15 protein-coding genes and 8 pseudogenes are annotated in these 21,994 nt (G+C 69.2%); 7 read left to right on the top strand and 16 right to left on the bottom strand.

Features of this window, described 5'->3' with window-relative positions; translation table 11 throughout:
- Window positions 1-68 precede the first annotated feature (68 nt).
- Window positions 69-533 carry a glycine-rich domain-containing protein gene (locus tag ACZ7H1_RS30440; protein WP_470791003.1) on the bottom strand — a complete coding sequence of 155 codons (465 nt, stop codon included), beginning with the start codon at window positions 531-533 and terminating at the stop codon, window positions 69-71.
- 183 nt (window positions 534-716) lie between these two features.
- Between ACZ7H1_RS30440 and ACZ7H1_RS30445 the strand changes: the two genes are divergently transcribed.
- Complete coding sequence (locus tag ACZ7H1_RS30445; RefSeq protein ID WP_470791004.1) at window positions 717-2,021, top strand: helix-turn-helix domain-containing protein; 1,305 nt, start codon at window positions 717-719, stop codon at window positions 2,019-2,021.
- A 154-nt stretch (window positions 2,022-2,175) separates the two neighbouring features.
- Here ACZ7H1_RS30445 and ACZ7H1_RS30450 read toward each other — a convergent pair whose 3' ends face one another.
- Both ACZ7H1_RS30450 and ACZ7H1_RS30455 read right to left on the bottom strand, forming a co-directional pair.
- Window positions 2,176-2,319: a hypothetical protein gene (locus ACZ7H1_RS30450; protein WP_470791005.1), complete on the bottom strand. Its 144-nt coding sequence runs from the start codon at window positions 2,317-2,319 to the stop codon at window positions 2,176-2,178.
- A gap of 515 nt (window positions 2,320-2,834) precedes the next feature.
- Window positions 2,835-4,343 carry a DUF4246 domain-containing protein gene (locus ACZ7H1_RS30455; RefSeq protein ID WP_470791006.1) on the bottom strand — a complete coding sequence of 503 codons (1,509 nt, stop codon included), beginning with the start codon at window positions 4,341-4,343 and terminating at the stop codon, window positions 2,835-2,837.
- Between the two features lie 409 nt (window positions 4,344-4,752).
- On the opposite strand from ACZ7H1_RS30455, the gene ACZ7H1_RS30460 reads away from it, so the two are divergent.
- Window positions 4,753-5,043, top strand: a complete 291-nt coding sequence (locus tag ACZ7H1_RS30460; protein WP_470791007.1) for a hypothetical protein — start codon at window positions 4,753-4,755, stop codon at window positions 5,041-5,043.
- A 715-nt stretch (window positions 5,044-5,758) separates the two neighbouring features.
- Here ACZ7H1_RS30460 and ACZ7H1_RS30465 read toward each other — a convergent pair.
- Window positions 5,759-7,336, bottom strand: a complete 1,578-nt coding sequence (locus ACZ7H1_RS30465) for a serine hydrolase (protein WP_470791008.1) — start codon at window positions 7,334-7,336, stop codon at window positions 5,759-5,761.
- 178 nt (window positions 7,337-7,514) lie between these two features.
- Window positions 7,515-7,658: pseudogene (locus ACZ7H1_RS30470) on the bottom strand (IS30 family transposase); the annotation flags it as partial.
- A 370-nt stretch (window positions 7,659-8,028) separates the two neighbouring features.
- On the opposite strand from ACZ7H1_RS30470, the gene ACZ7H1_RS30475 reads away from it, so the two are divergent.
- Window positions 8,029-8,673, top strand: coding sequence for a class E sortase (locus ACZ7H1_RS30475; RefSeq protein ID WP_470791009.1), 645 nt, complete (start codon window positions 8,029-8,031; stop codon window positions 8,671-8,673).
- A 287-nt stretch (window positions 8,674-8,960) separates the two neighbouring features.
- Here the strand turns inward: ACZ7H1_RS30475 and ACZ7H1_RS30480 are convergent.
- The 6 genes and pseudogenes from ACZ7H1_RS30480 to ACZ7H1_RS30505 all read right to left on the bottom strand — a co-directional run.
- Window positions 8,961-9,112, bottom strand: a pseudogene (locus tag ACZ7H1_RS30480) (SDR family oxidoreductase); the annotation flags it as partial.
- A complete protein-coding gene (locus ACZ7H1_RS30485) occupies window positions 9,105-9,251 on the bottom strand; it encodes a hypothetical protein (RefSeq protein ID WP_470791010.1) in 147 nt (48 codons plus the stop codon). The gene ACZ7H1_RS30485 and the pseudogene ACZ7H1_RS30480, both read right to left, overlap by 8 nt.
- 30 nt (window positions 9,252-9,281) lie before the next feature.
- Window positions 9,282-10,158 (bottom strand): annotated as a pseudogene (locus tag ACZ7H1_RS30490) (IS5 family transposase).
- A 7-nt stretch (window positions 10,159-10,165) separates the two neighbouring features.
- Entirely contained in the window at window positions 10,166-10,747 is a 582-nt protein-coding gene (locus tag ACZ7H1_RS30495; RefSeq protein WP_470791011.1) for an AAA family ATPase, read from the bottom strand.
- Between the two features lie 350 nt (window positions 10,748-11,097).
- On the bottom strand, window positions 11,098-11,760 hold the full coding sequence (locus ACZ7H1_RS30500; RefSeq protein WP_388811666.1) for a response regulator: 663 nt from the start codon (window positions 11,758-11,760) through the stop codon (window positions 11,098-11,100).
- Window positions 11,735-12,907: a sensor histidine kinase gene (locus tag ACZ7H1_RS30505; RefSeq protein ID WP_470791012.1), complete on the bottom strand. Its 1,173-nt coding sequence runs from the start codon at window positions 12,905-12,907 to the stop codon at window positions 11,735-11,737. Before ACZ7H1_RS30505 ends, ACZ7H1_RS30500 begins: the two co-directional genes overlap by 26 nt.
- A 175-nt stretch (window positions 12,908-13,082) precedes the next feature.
- On the opposite strand from ACZ7H1_RS30505, the gene ACZ7H1_RS30510 reads away from it, so the two are divergent.
- Window positions 13,083-15,359, top strand: a complete 2,277-nt coding sequence (locus ACZ7H1_RS30510) for an MMPL family transporter (protein WP_470791013.1) — start codon at window positions 13,083-13,085, stop codon at window positions 15,357-15,359.
- Between the two features lie 66 nt (window positions 15,360-15,425).
- On the opposite strand, the pseudogene ACZ7H1_RS30515 reads toward ACZ7H1_RS30510, so the two are convergent.
- Window positions 15,426-15,587: pseudogene (locus ACZ7H1_RS30515) on the bottom strand (IS5/IS1182 family transposase); the annotation flags it as partial.
- A gap of 189 nt (window positions 15,588-15,776) precedes the next feature.
- Here ACZ7H1_RS30515 and ACZ7H1_RS30520 point away from each other — a divergent pair.
- A pseudogene (locus ACZ7H1_RS30520) lies at window positions 15,777-16,303 on the top strand (DEAD/DEAH box helicase); the annotation flags it as partial.
- 675 nt (window positions 16,304-16,978) lie between these two features.
- Here the strand turns inward: ACZ7H1_RS30520 and ACZ7H1_RS30525 are convergent.
- Window positions 16,979-17,324, bottom strand: a pseudogene (locus ACZ7H1_RS30525) (HNH endonuclease); the annotation flags it as partial.
- Window positions 17,325-17,979: 655 nt separating this feature from the next.
- Between ACZ7H1_RS30525 and ACZ7H1_RS30530 the strand changes: the two are divergent.
- A complete protein-coding gene (locus tag ACZ7H1_RS30530; RefSeq protein WP_057578400.1) occupies window positions 17,980-18,711 on the top strand; it encodes a DUF7873 family protein in 732 nt (243 codons plus the stop codon).
- 276 nt (window positions 18,712-18,987) lie between these two features.
- On the opposite strand, the gene ACZ7H1_RS30535 is transcribed toward ACZ7H1_RS30530, so the two are convergent.
- From ACZ7H1_RS30535 to ACZ7H1_RS30545, 3 genes and pseudogenes are all read right to left on the bottom strand, one after another.
- Window positions 18,988-19,467, bottom strand: a complete 480-nt coding sequence (locus ACZ7H1_RS30535) for a hypothetical protein (protein ID WP_470791019.1) — start codon at window positions 19,465-19,467, stop codon at window positions 18,988-18,990.
- A gap of 345 nt (window positions 19,468-19,812) precedes the next feature.
- Window positions 19,813-20,313, bottom strand: a pseudogene (locus tag ACZ7H1_RS30540) (winged helix-turn-helix domain-containing protein); the annotation flags it as partial.
- Between the two features lie 38 nt (window positions 20,314-20,351).
- Window positions 20,352-21,055 (bottom strand): annotated as a pseudogene (locus ACZ7H1_RS30545) (IS5 family transposase).
- Window positions 21,056-21,823: 768 nt separating this feature from the next.
- Between ACZ7H1_RS30545 and ACZ7H1_RS30550 the strand changes: the two are divergent.
- Window positions 21,824-21,994: transposase (locus ACZ7H1_RS30550; protein WP_470791018.1), on the top strand; the 171-nt coding region annotated here is incomplete at its 3' end.

The following is a 21,994-nucleotide window of genomic DNA, read 5'->3' on the forward strand; positions in this document are numbered from 1 at the left end:
GGTTCCGCCGAATGTCACCCGCCCGTGTCCGGGGCCCCGCAAGGCCCCTGACGCCGGCCGCCGCGGGGTCAGTGCGAGTCGTTCCCCGGGTGACAGGGCCCGCACTTGGCGGCGTCCGCCCACAGGGGCAGATCGACCTCCCAGCCGTCGGCGGCGACCCGCTGCGCCGTCCTCGTCACCGAGCCGTCGTTCTTGAACTCGATGTCGGGGATGTGATGCAGGAAATGGCCGCCGTTGTGCCGCTCGCACAGCTCCGCGTACGACACGGTGTCCAGGATGATCGTGTGCACGCCGATGTCGACGAGGGAACTCGGCGCCAGGCCCAGCTTCTCGCCCCGGTGCGCCATCGCGGTGAGCAGGTACGCGTACCCCTGCCCCAGCACCCGCTCGGCCATCACCGAGTCGTACGGGTAGTCCCGCATCAGGAGCCCGACCTGCTTCTTCCACAGGTCTGCCGGCACGACCTCCCGCACCGACCGGACCGGACAGGCCATCGGGTCGGTGGCAGGCGAAGACGCGACGGTAGTTGCCATTGTGCCTCCCTTGGACGAGCGCCGCAGTGCGAGGCGCTGTGCCCACCCCACCACCCGGCCGCCGCCAGGAGCTGTCAACTGCCTCTCTGTGCAAAGCAGTTGCGGATCGTGCAAACAGTCTCGACGGCCCCGAAGCGTCCCCGTACCGTAGAGGCCCCCTGTCGTGCGGCGTGGGAGGGACACGTGCCCGTTGACCCGCTCTGGAATAGCCACTTCGCGCGCCAGGCCGCCGCCGAGCGCCATCCCGGCGCCCTCATCCGCCTTGGACGCCAGCACCGCGCATGGACCCTCGCTGCCCTCGGTGAGCGCCTGGGCTGCTCCTCGGCCACCGTCTCCCGCCTGGAGCGCCGCACCCGCGTCACCGATCTCTCGCTCGTCCACCGCGCAGCGCTCGAAGTCGGCGTGCCCCAACACGTCCTCGCCGCCTCGCTGGCACCACCGGCTAAGGCCACTAGAGTGACGGCCAGTTCACGTGAGGCCGAGGAGGACCAGATGCGCCGCCGCACGCTGCTCACCGCCACGGCGGCCGCGGGCCCGGCCGCGCTCCTGGCCGGCCTGGACGACGCGCTCGCCGCCACTCCGGCGCCTACCAACACCGGCCCGCTCGACGGCCGGTTGGCCGCCGCACGCAACCTGTACGACCAGGGCGTCCACGCCCGACTGCTCAGCGCCCTGCCCGGCCTCATCGCCGACGCCCACCAGGCCGCCCGTACGCGCCGCGACCTCGACCAGGCCCGCCTGTCTTCCGTGTACAGCCTCACCTCCGCCGTGCTGAGCAAGCTCGGCTCATACCACCGGGCCCGGATCACCGCCGACCGGGCCCGCACCTGGGCCGAGGTGTCTGGCTCGCCGCTTGCCGCCGCGGCCGCGGCCCGCGAGCTCGCGATCGTGCTGCGCCACCAGGAGCAGCACGCCACCGCCCAGCGGCTTATGACCGCGACGGCCGCCGACCTCGACGCCACCGGGCTGCGCACCGAAGCCGCTGCCGCGGCCTACGCGCAGATGCTGTGCACCCTGGCCTACACCGCCGCCTGCGCCGGCCAGCGCGCCAACGCCCTGGCCATGACCGAGGAGGCCTGCCGCGCTGCTGCGCGCCTTTCCGCCACCACACCGCCCGGCCGGCTCTTCCCTGTCACCCCGGCTGCCGTCAACCTGTACGCGGTCGGTGTGCACTGGGCCCTGGGGGATGCGGGCGCGGCCCTGGAAGCCGGGAAGGACCTCCGGCCCGGGCAGTTCCCCACCGCCGAGCGCAAGGCTCGGATGAGTACCGACATGGCCCGAGCTTGGTGGGCCTGGAATCGGCCCGAGCAGACCGCCCGTGCCCTCCTCGACGCCTATCGGGCCAGTCCCGGCGAAGTGCGCGACCGGCCCGCGATCCGCGCGATTGTCACCGACCTCGCCCAACATCATCCCCGTACCGCCGTCGTCCGCGAACTCCACACCGCCGTGACCACAGGCGAACCCACAGACCCTGCGCATTCCCGATAGACACGGTCGGGCAGGCGCCCCAAGCGGGAACGGCGCATCGCGGCAGCACGAAGGCAGCGAGGGCGCCCATCAGGCTGTACCGCTGAGCACGAGGAAGCAACCCAGTCGCATCTTCAGGTCGGCTGGCGGGCGGGGCGGACCATGTCCGGACGCCCTACGGGGTGGGGGTGAACCCCACGTCCGTACCGTTGCAGCCCGCCGCGACCCCGTACGGCCAGTCCCGCTCCGCCTCGTCCACCGCCAGACCCCAGCGCAGCTTGGTGGGCCGTCCCCTCCGCGCCCTCGACCCGTACCTCACTGCCTTTACTTTACGGACACACAATGCAGCGCCCTCAGCCGAGGAGCACGACGAGCAGGACGGAAGCACGTCGTCCCAAAGGAAAGGAATGATGCGCACCATGAAGTACACCGTCTCCATCGAGATCCCCTGCCTCGGGAGAAGGCGGTCCAGCTGCTCGCCGACCCGGCGCACCTGCCGAAATGGCTGCGGGGCCTGGTTCTGATGCCCGGCGCCTTCCGCAAGCAGTCGCAACAGCACATGCGGGACTTCAAGGCGTTCGCCGAGCAGGGAAAAGACGTCCGCGAAGCGACGGACTGATCTGCCGTAACCGGTCAGGCGTCTGGCGGCGTGGCGCGGAGAGGCACGGGATATCGAGCGTGACGATGTCCGGTCCGCGACCGCGCAGTTTCACTGACCGGCGACAGAGGTGTCGCGGACCGGTGCAACTGTGCGATGCCCAACCAACCTGCGAAACGGCACACCACTCAACCGACCTGCACAAACACACCTCACCGGGTCGCCGCACCCGCGGTTCAGTGCTCACAGAGGGAGAACTCCCGTTCGTAGAGCTGCTCGTTGTGTTCGTCGACGAAGAACTTCCTTTCCTGCATGAGTTCCTCGCGGTAGGTCTTGGCCTGCTCGAGCGTCATGGTCGATGTGTCGGACCAGGGCTGCTGCGGCGGTACGTCGGAGGTCGAGACGATCCGCTCCGCCGGGTCGACAAGGAAGAACGCAAGGATCTTGCGGTGTCCCGGGCGGGCGGGGTCCGTGAGACGGAACGCGTCCACGCGGTGCTGCAGGGCGTTGGGGAACGCCAGGCAGCGGCCCGCCGGGGTCGGTACCGAGCCCAGCACCTGGTTCAGCGCGTCTTCGTCCTGAAGGCCGTAGACCTCGCGCAGCCCGGCGTCGTCGTTCTGTTCATAGTGCGGGTCGTCGAGTGCGGCCCGGAACCCCAGCCGGCTCTCGGTGATGTTCTCGCTGTCCCAGTAGTAGATACCGGTCGAGACGATCCGCTCGTTCAGCATGCCCTCGACGTGCCAGGAACCGCCGGGGTACTCGGGCTTGTCCGGGGTGAGGTGGACCGTGGCCAGCTTGACGATGACCTGGAGCCGACGGCCGCGCAGGTCGACCCGGGCGGAGGCGTCGGGCAGTGCAGGCGGGCTGAAGGCCGGGGCGTCCGGGACGATCGGGCAGCGGTTCTCCCACCAGGCCTCATAGGCCTCTTCCCAGGCAGCGCGGGCATCCATGTAGGCCGCGTTGTCACCATAGGACGACTGACGCGGATACTCCGGTTCCGAGTCGTACCAGCCGTAGGGATCGGCCTCGATCCGCAGGGGCCGCGGGTGCCGCAGATCGGTGAGCACGTTCTCGAACAGCGGGCGCAGGCGCGCGAACACGTCCGGCAGGACGGACGCCAGTGCGCGATGCGCCTCGGGGTGGACGTTATTGACGTACGAGCGGAAGGCGACGGTGCCGTCGTCACTGACGTCGACGTCCGTGGGCAGCCACTGGAACCTCTCCGAGAACTCGTACTTCGAGTAGTGGTTCGTCGGGTTCTGCCAGGCCCGCTCGGGCCCTCCGCTCACCTCCCTCACCAGGCAGAACAGTGAGGGGTGCACGAGATCCAACACCTGGCCGTCGGATCCGGGATGCCAGTCCCGCTCCGCTTCGGGGACCTCTTCCAGGACCCGGACCGCCTCACGCAACCGGGACCTGAGCTGCTCGTCAACGAGGGTGTCCGACTGCCAGACCCCGTCGACCGCGGACACCTCGATGCCAGTGCGCGCGTCCCGCAACGCGGCGTAGTGCCCCAGCTCGGCGAGAACGTAGCGCACCTGCGCTTCGGTCAGGCCCTGCGCCACCGCTTCCTGCGTCCACCTGGCGACGATGTCGGCGTCGTTCATCTTGTCGAACCAAGCGGGCTTGGCGCGCAGGTGCGAGCTGCACTGCATCATCTGCAGCTCCCGCAGCGTCCGGGGCGTCGCGAACGCCGGGGAACGGGAGGTCTGGAACGGCAGCGGGAAGGCGGACAGGCCGGTCACTTCTGGTGGTCCTCACGATCGGTGTGCGGTGCCCGGAAGGATAGCCCGGCCCACTGACACCACAGCCGCGGCCCCCGGGACGCCGCAGGTCTCGGGCCAGCCGCGGGTACACACACCGGCTACCCAGAAACGACACCGACCCGCACCGAACGACGCCACGCACTTCCTGAGCAGCCCATCCCGGCGCCTCGACACCCGGTGAACGGCTCTGTCGACGGCCTATGAAGCATCCGCGACGCCCATCGGCTTCACTGACCGCCGACACCCCATGTCGACGACCAGAGGACCTGCACAGCCGCCGACACCGAACAGCACATGGAGTGACGTACCGGGGACCCCACCCGAGCAATGGCCCAACGGCCCCTGCGGCACTGCGAGCCGGGCGGATCTTGACGCATAGGATCCCGGAATGGAAATCGAACTGTCTGACGTACTGGACGAACTGACCGAGCTGCAGCAAGCGACCGACGAAGCGCACGCCGAGTTGACACGCCTCCAGGAAGAACTCGGCGACGCGGCCCAGTGGACCGACGAGCAACACGTGACCTGGCGGGACGCATGGGAAGACGCCCGCGAGCCCTGGTGGCTGCTTGACACGGCCCTGGACCACTACGCGGAGACGATCGGTCTGGACCGCGATGAGCTGGAGGCCACAGTGCAGAAAGCGGCAGGCCACATCCCGCTACCAGACGAAGACTGACGACCCCACCGGCAATCGAGGCAGCCTCACGCACGTCCACCCCGTAGACACCCGCGCAAGGAGGGTCGGCGACCCACGGCGCCGCCCCGCGCCCCCGGCCGACCCCCTGTGTGAACAGGCACGCCCATGACAGCCAGCCGTCGCGTGCCGGGTCGCATCCCGGCGCCTGGGGGTCGCCGCATCATCCGCCGCACACAATGAATATCGCTGACCTGCATCGATGCAGTGGTCAGTCGGCAGGCTGGGCAGGACCGGGAAGTTCAGCTGAAGCTGTCGCCGAGGCCGGCGAATTCCTCGGGGTCGAAGATGCGGATGCCCAGTTCTTCGGCCTTGGTGCGCTTGGAGCCGGCCTACTCGCCCGCCACCAGGGGCCCTCGCCGTCGTTCGCGTGGGTCGCGGGCTTCTGCGGCTCGGCGGCCTGCGTGACGACCTACTGGGGCCTGGAACGTGTCGAGGAGCGGGCGAGTTACGAGTTCGGCCGCAATGACGCGGGCCTTCTCGGTGCCGCTGCCGTCGGCCCCGGCCAGCATGTCCGCGTCGGCGGCCCGGTTCGCCACCGCACCTTTGAACTCGCCAGCCTTGCCGGCGACCACCTTGCCGATGCCACCGAACAGGACGTCCTCCGCATCAACCACAACCCACAACTGCCCTGGTCCTTCCTCACCCACACCGGCCTGACCATCCACCCACCACACCCACCGAACTTACGAAAAGATCACCCGTCGCTCCTCGTGAAGGTGCCGAGACCGGTCGTGTCGAGGTTCTCGACCCGGACCTTGTCGGCGCGTCCGCCGGACCCGACGGTGAAGGTCACGCCGGACACGCCGACGGCGTTCTCGCCGGTGGTGGTGTAGCTGAAGGTGTCACCGTTGTAGTGGCGCAAGGCGAACCGTTGCTTCTTGGGCCCAAGCTGCATGGTGAGTTCGTCGCCCTGGGCGCTGACGGTCATCGGGCCGTAGTACTCATTGGCGTACGTGCCCGTGTAGGCGCCGTTCGCCTTGGCGGGTGCGGGCGAGGCCGGAGGTTTGCCGTAGTCGACCGGCGAGCGTTCCCCCGCCAGGGTTTGCTTGATGATCGGCCCGAGGAACGTCAGCCAGTCGACGGTCGGCCCGCCCGTCTGCGCGGTGTCGAAGAAGGTGGCTGTGACCGCCTCGGGCAGGCCGACGGGCTCGCCGTTGGTCAGGACGACGATGCCGAGCTTCTCCCCGGGCAACAGTCCGACGTTGGTGGCCGCCCCCAGCGCGAAGCCGCCGGAGTGACCGAGCCTCAGTCTGCCCTGGTCGTCGTAGCTCACGTTCCAGCCGAGCCCGTAGAACCCTGCCCGGCCTGCAGGCGAGTGCGGCGGCACGGAGACGATGTGCGGCAGGTGGGTCTGCTCCAGCGCGGCGGCGTCGATGATTTGCCGCCCCTCGAACTTGCCGTTGCCCAGCTGCAGGCGCAGCCACTTCGTCATGTCCCGGACCGTGGAGCTGGCCCCGCCGGCCGGGCTCTGGGCGTCCGCGTTGCGCACGTACATGGCGCGCCAGGTGTCTCCGGTCTGCACGTGCAAGGTGGCCTTGTTCTTCGCCTTCTCGTAGTCGGCGAAGGAAGAGCTGGTGGAATCCATGCCGAGCGGCCGGTACAGCTTATCCGCGGACAGCTTCTCCCAGCTGGTCCCCGCTGCCCGCGCGGCGGCGACGCCGGCTTCGGTCAGCCCGAAGTTGGTGTAGGCGTAGTGGGCACGGAAGGGGGCCAACGGTTGGTAGCGGAGGTGGTCCAGGATGTACGTGCGGTCGTAGCCGAGGTCCTCCAGTAGGTCTCCGGCGTGGTCGGGCAGGCCGCTGCGATGCGAAAACAGGTCGGCCAGCGTGACATGGCGGGTGACCCAAGGATCCTTCAGCGCGAACCCGGAGCCGTGGTCGGCGACAGGGTCGTCCCAACCGACGGTCTTCTCGCCCACGGTCGCGGCGACCACGGTGGACGCGATGGGCTTGGAGACCGAGGCGAGCTGGAAGACGGTGTCCGCTCCGACCCGGTCCTGCGTGCCTGCCTTCCGCAGGCCGAACCCCCTCAGGTACAGCACCTTGTCTTCGTGCACCACGCCCACGGCGACTCCGGGCACACCTGTGCGGCGCATGTAGTCCCGTACGACGTCGTCCAGCTGGCTCACCGCGGTCTCGACCTCGGCCCGGGTGAGCTGTGGCGGCAGCTGGGCGGGAGGGACGGTGGGCAGCGGCGAGGTCTCGACGCCCGCACGCCCGACGGTGGTGTTGGCATCGGCCCCGGTGCAGCCGACGGCCAGCGCCGCTACCATTCCCAGTCCGCCCAGGGCCGCGGTAGCACGAAGGGAGCGGGGGTATACACGATCAAATCGGGTCACACATCCCATGGAACTCCCTCCCCTGGCACCTGTCACGCCTTGGCAGGCCGTTCAGGGGATCCGGCGTACGCCGTCAGGTGGTCAATGCCAACCGTCGATGCTCCGCCCTCTTCCGGCCTCGGAACCATGGTGATCCGACCGGACCGGACACCCCACACGCGACTGCTGCGTCCTCGCTCGTGAGCCCCGCGGCGATCTTCACCCAGAATGCACGGTCCACATCTCGCCGGACCGGCGGTCTTCCCGGCGACCGCATTGCCGGCCGGCCCGTCACCTTCGTGGTCCACCCCGCGGCACGACCCGTGTTGCACCAGCGGCGGTTCCGCCGCGGTGGTGTGTCTAAAGTCGGCTCATCCGCACTTGGCGTCTTCGCATGGGTGGAGGCGGTCGAGGTCGTCGCGCTGGGTGAGAGCCACGGCCCCCTCCCCTGCCAGAGGCAGCGAGGAGGCAGGTCTTCGGCGCATGACTGCAGGGGGAGCGCTTCCTCGCCACAGGGTCGTTCCCCCGCCCGCAACCTATGTGCTGCACATGACGCACACGTGCCCGTATGCGAGGCTGAAAACAGGAAGAGAAGAGCCTGCCGAAAACTGCCAGGCCCGTGCGGCCCGGCTGATCGGGGTAGCGTCATGCCCACGCGACTTGCCTTCCGCAGTATGCCGCCGGCCCTCGCCGGTGTCGCTCTCGCCGTCCTGGCATCAGCTCCCGCCGCATCGGCCTCCACGTTCGGCACGCCCGTGGCCGCCGCCCACCAGCTCGTCGCCCGAATCCAACCGGCCACCATGTCGATACCGGCTATCGGAGTGTCCGCACTGCCCGTGGTCCCCTACTCCGGCAGCCCCGACGACGCTCCGGGCACACGGATCCAGGACCAAGGCGTGGCCGCGAGCCCGTACGGTCCCACTGGGGGAGTCGGCCCCGGCGATGTGGGGAACTACATCGTCACCGGGCACCGTGTCACCGCCGGCGGCCCACTGAACGCCCTGCCGGCACTGCCAGCCGGTGCATCGGTGTACATCACCGCCGGTGGTAAGACGTACGAGTACACCATCACCGCGACCCGGACGACCTCCTTCCGCTCGCCGGCCTCAATGGCCGCGCAGCGCGCGGCGGTCCCAGGCTCCCCAGGTGCCGCCCCCACACGAGCGATGATCACCGTGACCACGTGCCTCACGCCTGAGGACGACGCGGCGGGCAACTTCTGGAGAGACGCGCAGAACAACCCCGAACACCGCCTCGACAAAATCGGCGTCCTCACAGCCACCACCTCCTGACCCATTGAGCAGGTGTACGCACGACGCAGCCATCCCGACCCTCGGGGCAGGGAGCCTCTCAGGTCTCCGCCACAGAAGACCCGACCCTTCCTCTGTACAGCCGTGCGGGGCAGTACCTGGCCAGGGGCGACTACTGGTTTGACGAGGACCACGCCGACAGCCACGACGGCGTCAACAGCCGCCCGCACGCATGAGCCGGTGGCGGACCGGCGGGCGCCCGCACGGTGCCCGCCGTGTTCCCGTTCCTCCCTCGGCGCGTCGTCGGGGATGACGACGGGGGTCGGCCCTCAGGGCCGGCGCCACCGGTCGTGGTCCACGTGCGACCCGGGCACGGGCCCCCATCCCGCAGCATGCCGCCGTCCACCGCCCAGGACGCGCCGGTGACGTAGGCAGCCGAAGGTCCGGCCAGGAAGGCGATGACCGCGGCGACCTCATGCGCTGTTGGGACCGGTCGGCTGCCAGGGGCCGAACGCGTTGTTCACCGACTTCATGGACGGACGCAGCTCCGGGAAGTGGCGCAGCAGCACGCTGGACATGCTGTTGTTCTCGATCCAGTCGAGGCCGGTACCCGTAGTCACCGCCTCTAGGGCGTGTATCGAATGTGCTGATCACAGCCACTCATGGATGGCTGCGATGAGAACGGTCGCTTCGTATCGGACTGCAAGCTTGTCGTACCTCGTGGCCACGGCCCGGTGTCGCTTGAGGCGGTTGATGCCGCACTCAACCGCGTGGCGTTCGCGGTAGTCGATCTTGTCGAACTTCGGAGGGCGGCCACCGTGCGAGCCGAGCTTCTTGCGGTTCCGGGCCTGGTCCGCCTTGTCTGGGATCGTGCAGCGGATGCCGCGCCTGCGCAGGTAGGCGCGGTTCTTTCGGGAGGCGTACGCCTTGTCGGCGCGGACCCGGTTCGGGCGGGTGCGTGGCCTGCCCGGACCGGGGCGGAAGACGCGGATCCTCTCCAGGACGGCTTCGAACTGTGGAGAGTCCCCTCGCTGTCCGGCAGTGATCACGATCGACATCGGCTTCTGGCCCTGCTCGACGGCCAGATGCAGCTTGGTGGTCAGACCGCCGCGCGAGCGTCCAAGGCCGTGGTCGTCCGGCTCCGCCGTGCCGACCCCGCCGGGTGGCTCCTTTTGCAGATCCCCCATTTCCGCGCACCGGCGGCGTGCTGGTGGGCCCGGCATACACTGGAATCGACGTTGATGTCCCAGGTGATGAGTTTCTTGGCATCCGCCCGGACCTGAAGTTCGGCAAGGATGTTCTGCCAGGTGCCGTCCCGCTGCCAGCGGCGGAACAAGTCGTAGACCCGACCCCAGGGGCCGTACCGCTCCGGAACGTCACGCCACGGGACGCCGGTGCGGGTCCGAAACCGTATGCCGTCGATCAGCTGCCGCCTCGTCCATATCGGCGGGCGTCCCAGCTTCGTGCCCCGGGCAACAACGGTGCCAGCCGCTCCCACTGGGTACCCGTCAGATCTCCACGCGCCACCGGGCGATCATCGCAGAGGCTGATCGACTTCAGAACTGGACGTCAGACCGGTCACAGACAGGATCGCCTCGACTGTCTCTTCAACCGTCTGCGCAGCGTTGTCGATCCAGACTCCCTGCTGCCCGAGCTCGGAGCGCATCGCCTCATCCAGTGGCGACCAGTCCACGGCCAGTGCCTTCTCACGAGCCTGGTTGCGCCGCCATGCCTCTGCCGGGCCAGGAGCGAGGACGACGATGTGGAGCGGCACGGCCGCCAGCGTCATGCGGTAGAAGTCAAGGTGGGAACGACGGACCACGACATCATCGAGCACCGGGATGAATCCGGCCCGCACGAAACTGTCCGCCAGAAGGCACGCGTTGCGGGCCCTCAGGAAAATCTGCCGGTCGGCTTCCGCGTTCGCGGCCGGTGAGGGCCATTGCCCCCCGCTGACGATCATCTGCTGGAGTGCGTCCACCTCGATATGGGCCGCCATCCGGAACCGGCTGGCCAGCGCAGCGGCCACCGTCGACTTCCCACTCCCCGGGATGCCGGTCAGCAGGACAGCCCCAGCAGCCGGCTCGCGGTCAACGGGCACCAGATCCAAGCTCATACGAGTTCTCCAAGCACAAACGATCAAGACCTTGGAAGAATACGCGCTGCCCCATCACCCGCCCAGTCAGCGACCGCTTGATCCATTTTCGACACACGCCCTACGGCGCGTATCGAGTCGTGATCATCGGGTGGTCCTGGTGAGGTCTTTGATCCAGATCATCGAGGCGTGCAGGTTGAGACTGGCGAGGTAGCTGTCGGGAGTCTTGTCGTATCGGGTGTCTCACCGTCCCAGTTCCGGCCTCCTGGTACGTCCCGCTCTGGGGCGGGTGAGGCACGTGGAGCCGACGTGGGCCGACCGGTGCGCTGATGTCCGGGCGGGGACTCATGGGACATGGCCCGGCACCCGGCTCAGGTTCCGGGGAGGATACGGCGCGTTTCGTAGGCCCACATCGCGATCTCGACCCGGTTGCGGGCTCCGAGTTTGGCCATCAGGCTGGCCAGATGCGTCTTCACCGTGCTGAGGCTGATGTGCAGTGCATCGGCGATCTCGGTGTTGGTCAGCCCGCGAGCGACGGCGAGGAGCACCTGCTCCTCGCGGGCGGTGACGGGAGAGACCGGCTGGGCCACGGGCCGGCCGGCGGGAAGGTCCGCGAACGCCTGGAGCAGACGGACGGTGACGCTGGGCGCGATGAGCGCCTCACCGTCGGACGCCGACCGTACGGCCTGCGCCAGAAGGTCCGGTCCCGTGTCCTTGAGGAGGAATCCGCGGGCGCCCGCACGCAGTGAGCCGTAGACGTACTCGTCAAGGTCGAACGTGGTGATGACGACCACGACCAGCGGGTCGGCGACGCCCGGGCCGGCGACCAGCCGGGTGGCCTCGAGCCCGTCGAGTACGGGCATGCGGATGTCGAACAGGCAGACGTCGGGGCGTAGTTCGCGGGCCAGACGTACCGCTTCCCGCCCGTCGGCGGCCTCGCCGACCACCTCGATGCCGGGCTGGGCGTTCAGCATGATCCGCAACCCGGTGCGGATGATCGTCTGGTCGTCAGCGACGAGGACGCGAATGGACACCGCTCTCGCTCCTCGCGCTCGGCAGTTCGGCTTCGACATGCCAGCCCCGGTCGGTACCCGGGCCGGCTCGTAGTGTGCCGCCGAGCAGGGTCGCGCGCTCGCGCAGTCCGGTAAGCCCGTATCCGTCGCGCCCCCGGCCGGTGCGCCGGCCGTTGTCACGCACGCTCACCCGTACCGTGTGCCGTTCCGCGGCGACCCGAACGACGAGCTCGGTCGCGTCGACCGCATGCCGCAGCGCGTTGGTCACCGACTCCTGCACGATCCGGTAGACGGCCGCGTCCACGGCCGGGGGCAGCGCGTCCAGTTCGCCGTCGAGCCCCAGGTCGACCCCGAGGCGACCAGCCGGGGTGCGCACCAGGCGCTCCAGATCCGCGACTCCGGCAGGGGGCGCCAGCTCGGCGCCGACCCCGCGGTCGCGCAGCGTGGCGACCATGGCGCGCATTTCCTCCAGCGTGCGCGCCCCTTCCTCCTCGACCCCCTCCAGCGCCTCGACGGCGGCGGACGGGTCGGTGCCCGCGAGCACCCGGCCCGCCTGGGCGATGATCACCATGGCCGACACGTGGTGGGCCACCGTGTCGTGCAGTTCCCGGGCGAGCTGCTCGCGCTCGCGGGAGCGCACCTGCTCCAACTGCCGCTCGCGAGCGGTCACCCGGAACCGCACGGCAGCCCCGACCACGCCGGGCAGCAGCAGGAAGGCGAAGCCCACGACGTTCTCGACGAACGGGGTCTTGTCCGTGACGGAACACAGCGATGCGGCCGTGAGGATCACCGCGCCGCCCAGCACGATCTCGCGGCCCGATCCCCACCGGGGCAGCGCGTACACCAGCACGAGCACGACCGCGCCGGTGTACAGGCCGACGGGCTCGCGCGGTGCGGCGACGAGCGAGGCCACCGAAAGCAGGGTCACCGAGCCGAACGCCAGCGTCACGATCGCCAGCGGGCGGGTCCGGCGCCACAGGGGCAACAGGCACAGCCATACGGTGAACACCACCGCCACCGGCCGCCACACGACGTTCTCGCGCAGGGTGGCCTCCAGCGCCACACCGGCGAGGCCCGCGGCGAGCAGCGCCCAGTCCCGCCCCACCCGGGCGGGCGCGTCGGGCGGCCGGGGTTCGGTCCACAGGGTTCGCAGGTCGTCTCGGAGCACGGTTCTCAGCCTAGGGGCCGCGGCGTGCCGCGCATCGGCCGAAAGGATGGGGACTCACTCCGACTTGGGGCCGACGGATCCGCGGCCCGCGGGCCGATGCCACGGGGCGCCGTGGCGACGAGCCTCGTATCGGCGGCCGTGCAAGGACGGCCGACGAGGTGGTTGGAGGACCCCGATGCTCTCGAAAGCCCTGTTGCGCCTGGGCGCAAGCGCCGCCCGTCATCCCTGGCGGGTGATCGCGGCATGGCTGATCGCCGCCACGCTCGCCGTCCTTGCCGCCGTCGCCTTCGGCGGGCGGACCGCGGACTCGATGACCGCTCCGGGACTGGACTCCCAGCGGGCCGCGGAACTGATCGAGCGGGCCGGCACCGGCCAGGAGGGGATGACCGCCCAAGTGGTCGTCACCCCTCTCGACGGCGCTGCGACGTTCTTCGACCACGGCAGCGCGCGCACCGCTCTCACGCGGCTGCAGACCGAGGTGAAGCGGTTGCCGCACGTGCTCGGCACGAGCGACCCGGCGGGGGCGCTCGACGCGGGCGGGGACACCGCCGTGCGCGGCGGCCTCGTCTCGGCCGACGGGCGGATCGCGGTCGTCCGGGTGCAGTACCCCGACCAGAGCCGGCTGTCGGCCGAAGACCTCGACGCCCTCGTCGCACTCGGCGACCGGCTGCGCGCCGAACTGCCCCTGCGCGTCGAGATGGGCGGGAGCCTCTTCTACGCCTTCTCCGACCCCGACGGCGGCGTGAGCGAGTTGATCGGCCTCCTCGCCGCGGCCGCGATCCTGTTCCTGGCGTTCGGTTCGCTCGTCGCCGCCGCGCTGCCGATCGGCATGGCGGTCTTCGGACTGACCGTCGGGGTCGCCACGATGACGGTACTGGCGGGGGTGACGGACGTCCCCACCTTCGCACCGGTCCTGGGCAGCATGGTCGGGCTCGGAGTGGGCATCGACTACGCGCTGTTCGTGCTCGCCAGGCACCGGGAGTACCTCGCGCGCGGGCTCGATCCGCAGGCGGCGGCCGGACGAGCGGTGGCCACGGCGGGGCGGCCGGTGGTCTTCGCCGGCGGCACCGTCGTCGTGTCGATCCTCGGCCTGGCGGTCGCGAACGTGCCGTTCATGACGGTGGGCGGGCTCGCCGTCTCGATCGTCGTTCTGATCATGGTGCTCGCGTCGGTCACGCTGCTGCCGGCCTTCCTCGGCGCCGCCGGCCCGCGCCTGGCCCGGGCCGGCCGGATCGGCCGGGCTCTGCAGACCAGGAAGCTGGGCCGACTCGCACGGCGGCAGGACCCGGAGGCAGGCGCCGCCCGCGCCGCCGGGTGGCGTCGCTGGATCGGGCACGTCAGCCGGCACCCGGTGCCGTACGCGGTCGGCGCAGCGGGGCTGCTGCTGACGGCGACGCTGCCGGTGCTCGGCCTGCGCGTCGGCCTGCCCGACGACGGGTCGCTGCCTCAGAGCCGTACCGAGCGCCGCGCGTACGACCTCGTCGCCGAGGGGTTCGGGCCGGGCACCAACGGTCCCCTCGTCATCGCCGCGGACCCCGCCGGTGAACCGGGCGTGCTGGACCGTCTCGTCGCGAAGGTCGCGGCGGATCCGGGCATCGCATCCGTCGCGCCGACGCACGTCGATCGGGACACCGGCATCGCGACCCTCGTGGTGTTCCCGACCACCAGCCCTCAGGACAAGGCCACGGCCGACACCATCGCCCGGCTGCGCACCGACGTGCTGCCCACTGCGATCGGGGACGGCCCGGCCAGGGCCCACGTCGGCGGCGCCGCCGCGAGCCTGTCCGATGTGGGCCGACGCACCAGCCAACGCCTGCCGGCGTTCGTCGCCGCCGTGCTGGCGATGTCGTTCCTGCTGCTGATGCTGGTCTTCCGCTCGATACTCGTACCGCTCAAGGCGGTGCTGCTGAACCTGCTGAGCATCGGCGCGGCCTACGGCATCATGGTCGCGGTCTTCCAGTGGGGCTGGGGAGGCGCACTCATCGGGCTGGAAGCGACGGTCCCGATCGTGTCGTTCATCCCGATGTTCCTCTTCGCCATCCTGTTCGGCCTGTCGATGGACTACGAGGTGTTCCTCCTCTCCCGCGTACGCGAGGAGTACCTGCGCACCGGCGACAACGGCACGGCGATCGTCGAGGGCATCTCGCGCACCGCCCGGATCATCACCTCGGCCGCCCTCATCATGGTGGCGGTCTTCCTGTCCTTCGCCGTCGCCGACGACCCCTCCGCCAAAATGTTCGGGCTCGGCCTGGCCACCGCGATCTTCATCGACGCCACGGTCGTACGCATGGTGCTGGTACCGGCGACCATGACACTCCTCGGCCGGACCAACTGGTGGCTGCCGGGGTGGCTGGACCGGATGCTTCCCCGCGGCCCGGTCGGCACCGACGGCACCGACGCGGACCCGGAATCCACGGGTGAGACCCCTCGTCCACGGCTGGTCGACCGTTGACCCCACTCCTGCCGCCCTTGGCGTCCGGCACCTCAGCGCGTCACCCAGGGGCATATCGAGTCGTGATCACCGGATGGTCCTGGTGAGGTCCTCGATCCAGATCATCGAGGCGCGCACGTGGAAACCGGCGACGTAGCCGTCGGGAGTCTTGTCGTACCGGGTGGCGATGCCTCGCCAAGCCTTGAGCTTGTTGATCAGGCGCTCGACGGTGTACCGCTCCTTGTAGATGCGATCTCTCGCTTTCGTGTCAGTACGTGACCTGCACATCCCTCACTCGACGACAGCGGACAGCCCCCGGTCTCTCACATCCATGACGGTGGGCACCGCAGAAGGCACGTCCCTCTGACCACAACAAGCCAGTACCGGGCAGCCGCACCACTGACACAACCTCACTGACACGAAACCGAGAGAGAGCACAAGACGATCACGGCCGCCGCAAGCGCACTGGACTGCTTCCCAGGCGGACGGATCCTCGTCACCGTCCCGACCCGGGACCTGCTCGCGCAGACCGCCCAGGCGCGGCGGCTGGTGGGTGGGCCACCGGGCCCCGATGGTCGCGGTGTGCTCACTGGAGGCCGCTCTGGCGGGCGGGGAGCGGCTGTACGGGCAGCAGATGGACGGCTTCGACCTCGCGATCGTCGACGAGGCCGCTGCACCGCCGGTGACCTCGGACGGCCCTGGGCGGCAATCCACGACAACGCCCCCATCCCCGCGGACTTCCGCTCTACCTCACCGCCACGCCGCGCATCCTGGCCGCGGCCCGGCCGCAGAAGGGCACCGGCGGCCAGGAAGCGGAGATCGCGTGCATGACCGACGACCCGGACGGGACGTACGGAGCGTGGCTGGCCGAGCTCGGGCTGTCGGAGGCGATCGAGCAGGGGATCCTCGCGGGGTTCGAGATCGACGTCCTGGAGATCCGCGACCCCTCCCCCGTCCTGGGCGAGTGATCCACACCAACCGGCCGATCCTCGGCGACAAATGCTCGCGGCCAGCGTCAAGCCACGCCCCGGTCGCTGCGGCCGGGTCGTGGCGCGGCCCCGCAGCCCTCTGACCAGGCGCGATCAAACTTCTTTGTCATTAATTGTCCGGTGGTCAAACTCCAGTGGCATTCGGCGAAACCTCGATGGCACAGGGCAGTTGTCCCGTCTCACTGACCTTCACCACGTCTCATTGAGCGCGATCAAGCGCGCCCGACGGCATGGGCGCAGTCGGGGCACCTCTTCGTCGCCCGCAGACCGGTATTGCCAGCCGTCGCCGCAGCACGCTGGTCCTCGCTGAGCCGATCCCAGAGTCCCGGGTCCGGAGTGGGAATCCACCCCCAGCCAGCTTGTTGCGGCGACTCCACAAAGTGGATGCATGCTCCGGGAATGTGGGCGTATCCCGTCCGAGACACCAAGATCATGTCAGCAGCTCCCCTCCTAACCCGGGGGCCCACGCTCGCGCCGTCTACTCGCTGCGGAGTACTGCCGTCCGGCGGGCAGTCGCATCCCTCCCCGACGATGAAGTCACATCTTTCGCATCGTGTTCGCTTCATACCTTCATGATCAGGCCCGCTGCTCGCATGCGTGGAGGCTGCCACCTCTGACGGGTGACGGCCCTCGGCCCGCTGCCCTCCGGCTCTATTGAGCAGGCGCGAACTCCACGTCGGTGCCGCCACAGCCGGCCGCGATGTCCAGCAGCTGGCCCCTCTCCGGCATTTCCACCGCCAGGCCCCACCAGAGCTTCGTCGCCGTCCACTCCGCGCCGTAACGGCACAGCGCCTCCGGCGACGGCGGCAGCCACTGGGCCGGATCCTGATCGGACTTGCTGCGGTTCGAGCGGGCCGTCACCGCCACCAGAGAGGCGGCCCGGCCCTGGTCGGTCGCGTACGCCTCGCGCCTTTGTGCGGTCCACGCACCGGCGCCCGAATCCCAGGCCTCCGCGATCGGCCATGTGGTCGATGTCCAGCCGCGCCGCGTCGGTCACCGGCGACGTCGTCGTGGTACGACACCCGCACCCCTCCGCCCCCTCCGACCCCTCCGACCCCTCCGACCCCTCCGACCCCTCCGAGAAGGAGACCGTACCCACGGTGTCTCCCGTCGGGGACTCCACGCGGAACACCCGGCCCTCGTGCGCAGCGTTCGCGCTCATGGCCGTCCAGCGGCGGTGGCGGGCCAGGAGGGCATCCTCCACTTCAGGGCCGCCCAGGTGGGCCGCCATCTCCGAAGTATTGTGCCGCCGGAGCGCTGTCCGTCCAAGGGCGCAGACGCACCAGTCTCATCGTGTGCATCGGGTGAGGAAACAGTCCCGGGCAAGTGGCCCGCACCCAATCTCTTCGACATCAGGCGGCAAGGACGCTGGTCCGCGTCAGCCGGAACGAACATCGCAGTCGGCGTCGCTCGTCCTCTCAGATCACCCGCCCCGATCTCGGCTTGACGAGCGGGCGCGCGGTCCCATCGCGGCGGCCACCATCGCATGATCGACCGGACAGTTCCGAGCTCTGATCGGAAAGGTTCACCGTCTCGCGGCGGCCGGCTGGGCGCCTCACCGCGTTGCCGGACCACCGAGGCACGTCCGGTAGGAGCCGTGGCCTTCCGTTAAATCGGATGTGCGTGCGGCGCGGGGTTGTTAGGTTCGCCGTGTGCCGAAGCTGAATCAGATCATCGCAGTCGAAAAGGGCGTCAAGTCCAAGGCCCTCCAGGAACTCACCCAGGCCCACCAGGACGTGCAGAAGCCCGCCCTGCTGGCCGGCATCTCCCGGACCTACCAGCCCAAGGACGAGGAGGGCGAGCAGCTGCCGCCCGAGTCCACGCGGGTGCAGATCAAGGCCGAGGACGCTCTGCGGGCGACCGCCGGGACGCTGACGCGGCTCTTCGACGTGACCGCGACGAAGGACTGGGCGAACCGGTCCGCGGCCGCGGACGTGGTGGTCGACGGTACGGTGCTGCTGCCCCAGGTGCCCGTCCCGTACCTGCTGTTCCTGGAGAAGCAACTCACCGACCTGCACACCTTCGTGCGCAAGCTGCCGGTGCTCGACGCCTCCGAGTCGTGGAACCTGGACCCCTCCACGGACTCGTGGAAGACGGACCCGGTGCGGACCATCCGCACGAAGAAGGTTCCGCGCAACCACGTGAAGGCCGAGGCCACGGAGAAGCACCCGGCACAGGTCGAGGTGTACTACGAGGACGTCCCGGTCGGTTACTGGACCACCGTGAAGTTCTCCGGCGCACTGCCCGCACGGCGGGTCAACGAGCTCCTCGACCGCGTCGAAAAGCTCCAGCAGTCCGTCAAGTTCGCCCGCGAGGAAGCGAACAACACCGAGGTCACCGACCAGCGGGTCGGCGACGCGGTATTCGGCTACCTCTTCCGGTAGCCCCACACACGCCCTCCGTCGCGAGCGGAGGGTGCGCGATGAGCGCAAGCTGAAACTGATGTTGAAGCTGATCAAGGGGTGTCAGTTGGGGGTTCGAATCCCTCTCCCCGCACCACATGCGGGGGTGGCCCAAGCCTGGCAGAGGCGGCCCCATGAAACTCAGATTCTCGCTCCAGTCTCAGTATTCGCCGCCGAACACCGGATCGACCGAACGTGGGCGAACATCGACGGATGGGGGTTCAAGTCCCCCCGGCGCCTCTCTCGTGGCGCTGTAGTTCAAAGGCAGAACACGTCGATCTCAACATGACCCGCGGTTCTTAAACGCCGCCGGTGTGCGCAAATGGGTGGCAAGCTGGAGCCCGGGAGCTGGACATGCTTCCGGGCTCCGTCACGTTTCCGGCGACGTGGCCTCGGTTTGTCGGGTTCGCCGGTGCGCGGCCCGCCGTGCGCCAGTTTGGGGGCGGCTCGGCAGGAGCGGGAGGAAGGGCCGTTGAACCGGGCCCAGAGCGGCGTCCAGTCGCGGTTGTACAGGACGAGGTTGGTGTCCTTCTGGACCCGCAGCCAGGCCCCCTGATCGCCACACCCGTACGTGCCCGTGTTCCACAGCGGGTTGCCCGCGCCGTCGTAGACGACGACATTGCCGTCCCGATGCATCCACAGCGACGCGTTCGAGCCGCGGGTTCCGGTCTGCCACCTGGCCTGGTAGCCCAGAATGCCGTCGTGGAAGTAGAGGACGAGATTGCCTTCGTCCTGCATCCAAGCTCGTACCAGGAGGACGCGTCTTTGTTGGCGGCGATGTACTTCCCCCGGGTGAGGCACTCGCCGGGGTTGAGGTAGTCGTGGTATCCCCAGCCCTGCGGGGGCGTGGCGGCAGTCGTGTGCCGGGCCGGGTGCGAGCCGCCCGAGTACGCGGGCGGCTCGGCCGCGGAGGCCGTCGGTACACCGGTGGTAGTGAGCGCGAGCGCGGCGAGTGCGACGCCCACAGCAGTTCTTCTGAGGTTCATGCGGCCATGTGGCCGCCGCGGACGCCGGTGACGACATCGGCTGGACCGTCTTGGTCGACTGCACCGTCGTACGCGTCCACCAGCCGATCCAGCGGGCGATCTCCGACTCGTCCCGCTCGACAGCCCGCCGCTCGGGCCGTTGCAGGCTCCATCCGAGCCGGCCGGTCAGCAGCCGCCACACCGACGCCCTCGACAACACCACCCCCGTTGCCCGGGTGACGACCGCGCCGACTCGTTCCAGGGTCCACAGGTCGGCCTCGAAACCATGCGCCTGGGCACCTTGCTCCAACGCGGCCCGGACCGTCTCGACCTGGGTGTCGTCCAGCTTGGGTGGGCGTCCGGTGGCTGCCCTTCGCCGCAGGGCCGAAGCACCGCCTTGCTCCCACACCCGCCGCCAACGCCGGACACTCTGGCACACACCCCCACCGCCCTCGCGATCTCCGCATTCGAGACGCCGTCCTCGAACAACTCGACTGCCCGAACACGACGCGCCTCCGCCAACTGAGGCCGAGACAAAGGAGGAAGGGAGGAGCCGGCAGCCGAAAGGGAAGGTTGATAAGCCACCCCGACAGCCTGACACCCCACACGGCCACCACACCCACCGAACTTACGAAAAGAGTCAGGTAGGACGTCGTTTCATTTGGTGAGGCGGTGGTGGCAGATGAGGGCTGCGGCTATGCCGACAAAGGAGGAAGTGTTCGGCCTTCCGCTCGTAACGGCGGTGGAGCCGACGACATCCGGCGAGCCAGGACACGGTCCGTTCGACGACCCACCGGTGGCGGCCCAGTCGTTGCGAGGACTCGATTCCTTTGCGGGCAATGCGGTGGCGGATGCCGCGGTTGCGGAGCCATCGTCGAAGGTGGTCGTAGTCGTAGCCCTTGTCTGCGTGCAGTTTCGCCGGCCGTCGCCTGCGGAGGCCGCGTCGGGAACGGACGGGCGGGATCCCGCGCACGAGCGGTTCAAGGCCGAGGCTGTCGTGCATGTTCGCGCCGGAGATGCCCAGCGAGGGAGGCAGTCCGTTCCGGTCGGCGGTCAAGTGGACTTTCGATCCGGCTTGGCACGGTCGGTCGGGTTCGGTCCCGTCAGAGGCCTCCCTTTGCAGCCCGCATGCTGACGCAGTCGATCGCGCACCGCGACCAGTCCAATTCCTCACGGGCACCGAGTTCGTCGAGGATGACGCCGTGGAGACCGAGGTCGCCACGAAGACGATCGCAGCCAAGACTTCGCGGTCACCGGCTCGACGCCGACGGCCTGCGGACGTATCACCTCCGTCGGCGGCACCATGCGCCGGAAAAGACCCGCAACTCGTCAGGCGCCAGCCGCTCGACCAGATCCGTCATGCACGGTTCAACGAACGATCACGCCAAAAGAAGCGACGCCTAATACTGCAACGGTCTCCCGTACCTGCTGGGGAGCGAGGATGCGAGCCTGGCCGGGTCGGCGGCGAGCACCATCGCCCTGCCAGCGCTGGCGGTCCTGAAGCTACGCGCGACGACCGACGGTCGCGTTGCTCGCCTTCGTCGGCCAGTTGCCCAACTTGTTCGCGCTGTGGTCCGGGACCACCTTCTCGGACCGGTACGACAAGCGGCGTCAGCTGATCGGCGCCGATCTGGTTGCGAACGGCGTACTGCTCCGGTTCCCGCCCCCCAGGCGGGCGTGCTGACCATCGGCCAGCTGTAGGTGGTTCTCCTCGTGCTCGGCGCGGCGCACCCAGCCTGAGGTACCCGTCCGTCGTCGGATCACCTCCGCGTCGGCGGGGAGCGCAGGGAGCCCTTGGGCATCTGCTCGCTGCTGCGTTGCAAGGACCCAGTCAACCCGGTCAGTTCCATTTGTGCCGCGCCCGGTTCAACGGGGATTCCTTGTCATCAGGAAGCCCGCCACGGGCCTTTCCGGCGGTGTGCCCCGGAGTCCAGCTGCATGACGACCGGATCGCTTCCGACTACTGCTCAGATTCGGTGAGCGGCGACAATCTCGGTGCTGGTCGTCAGCACGGTTCTCGGTATCGCCTGGCGTTCGCAAGCCGGCGGCTGCTCACGCCGGTCGCGGAGCAGCGTCGAGGGTCCTAGGGGCTGTCGTCAAAGTGATCTTGGGTTGTGGATCATGGTGTCGTGATACGTCGCCATGAACTGTCCGATGCCGAGTGGGAACTCGTGCAACCACTGCTGCCCCGGCCTGATTTCGGGCGGCCGCGGCTGGACGACCGGACGGTTCTCAACGGGATCGTGTGGAAGTTCCGGACCGGGGTCGCATGGCGGGACGTGCCTGAGAGGTACGGGTCG

Source organism: Streptomyces sp. NPDC037401 (genome assembly GCF_055602345.1).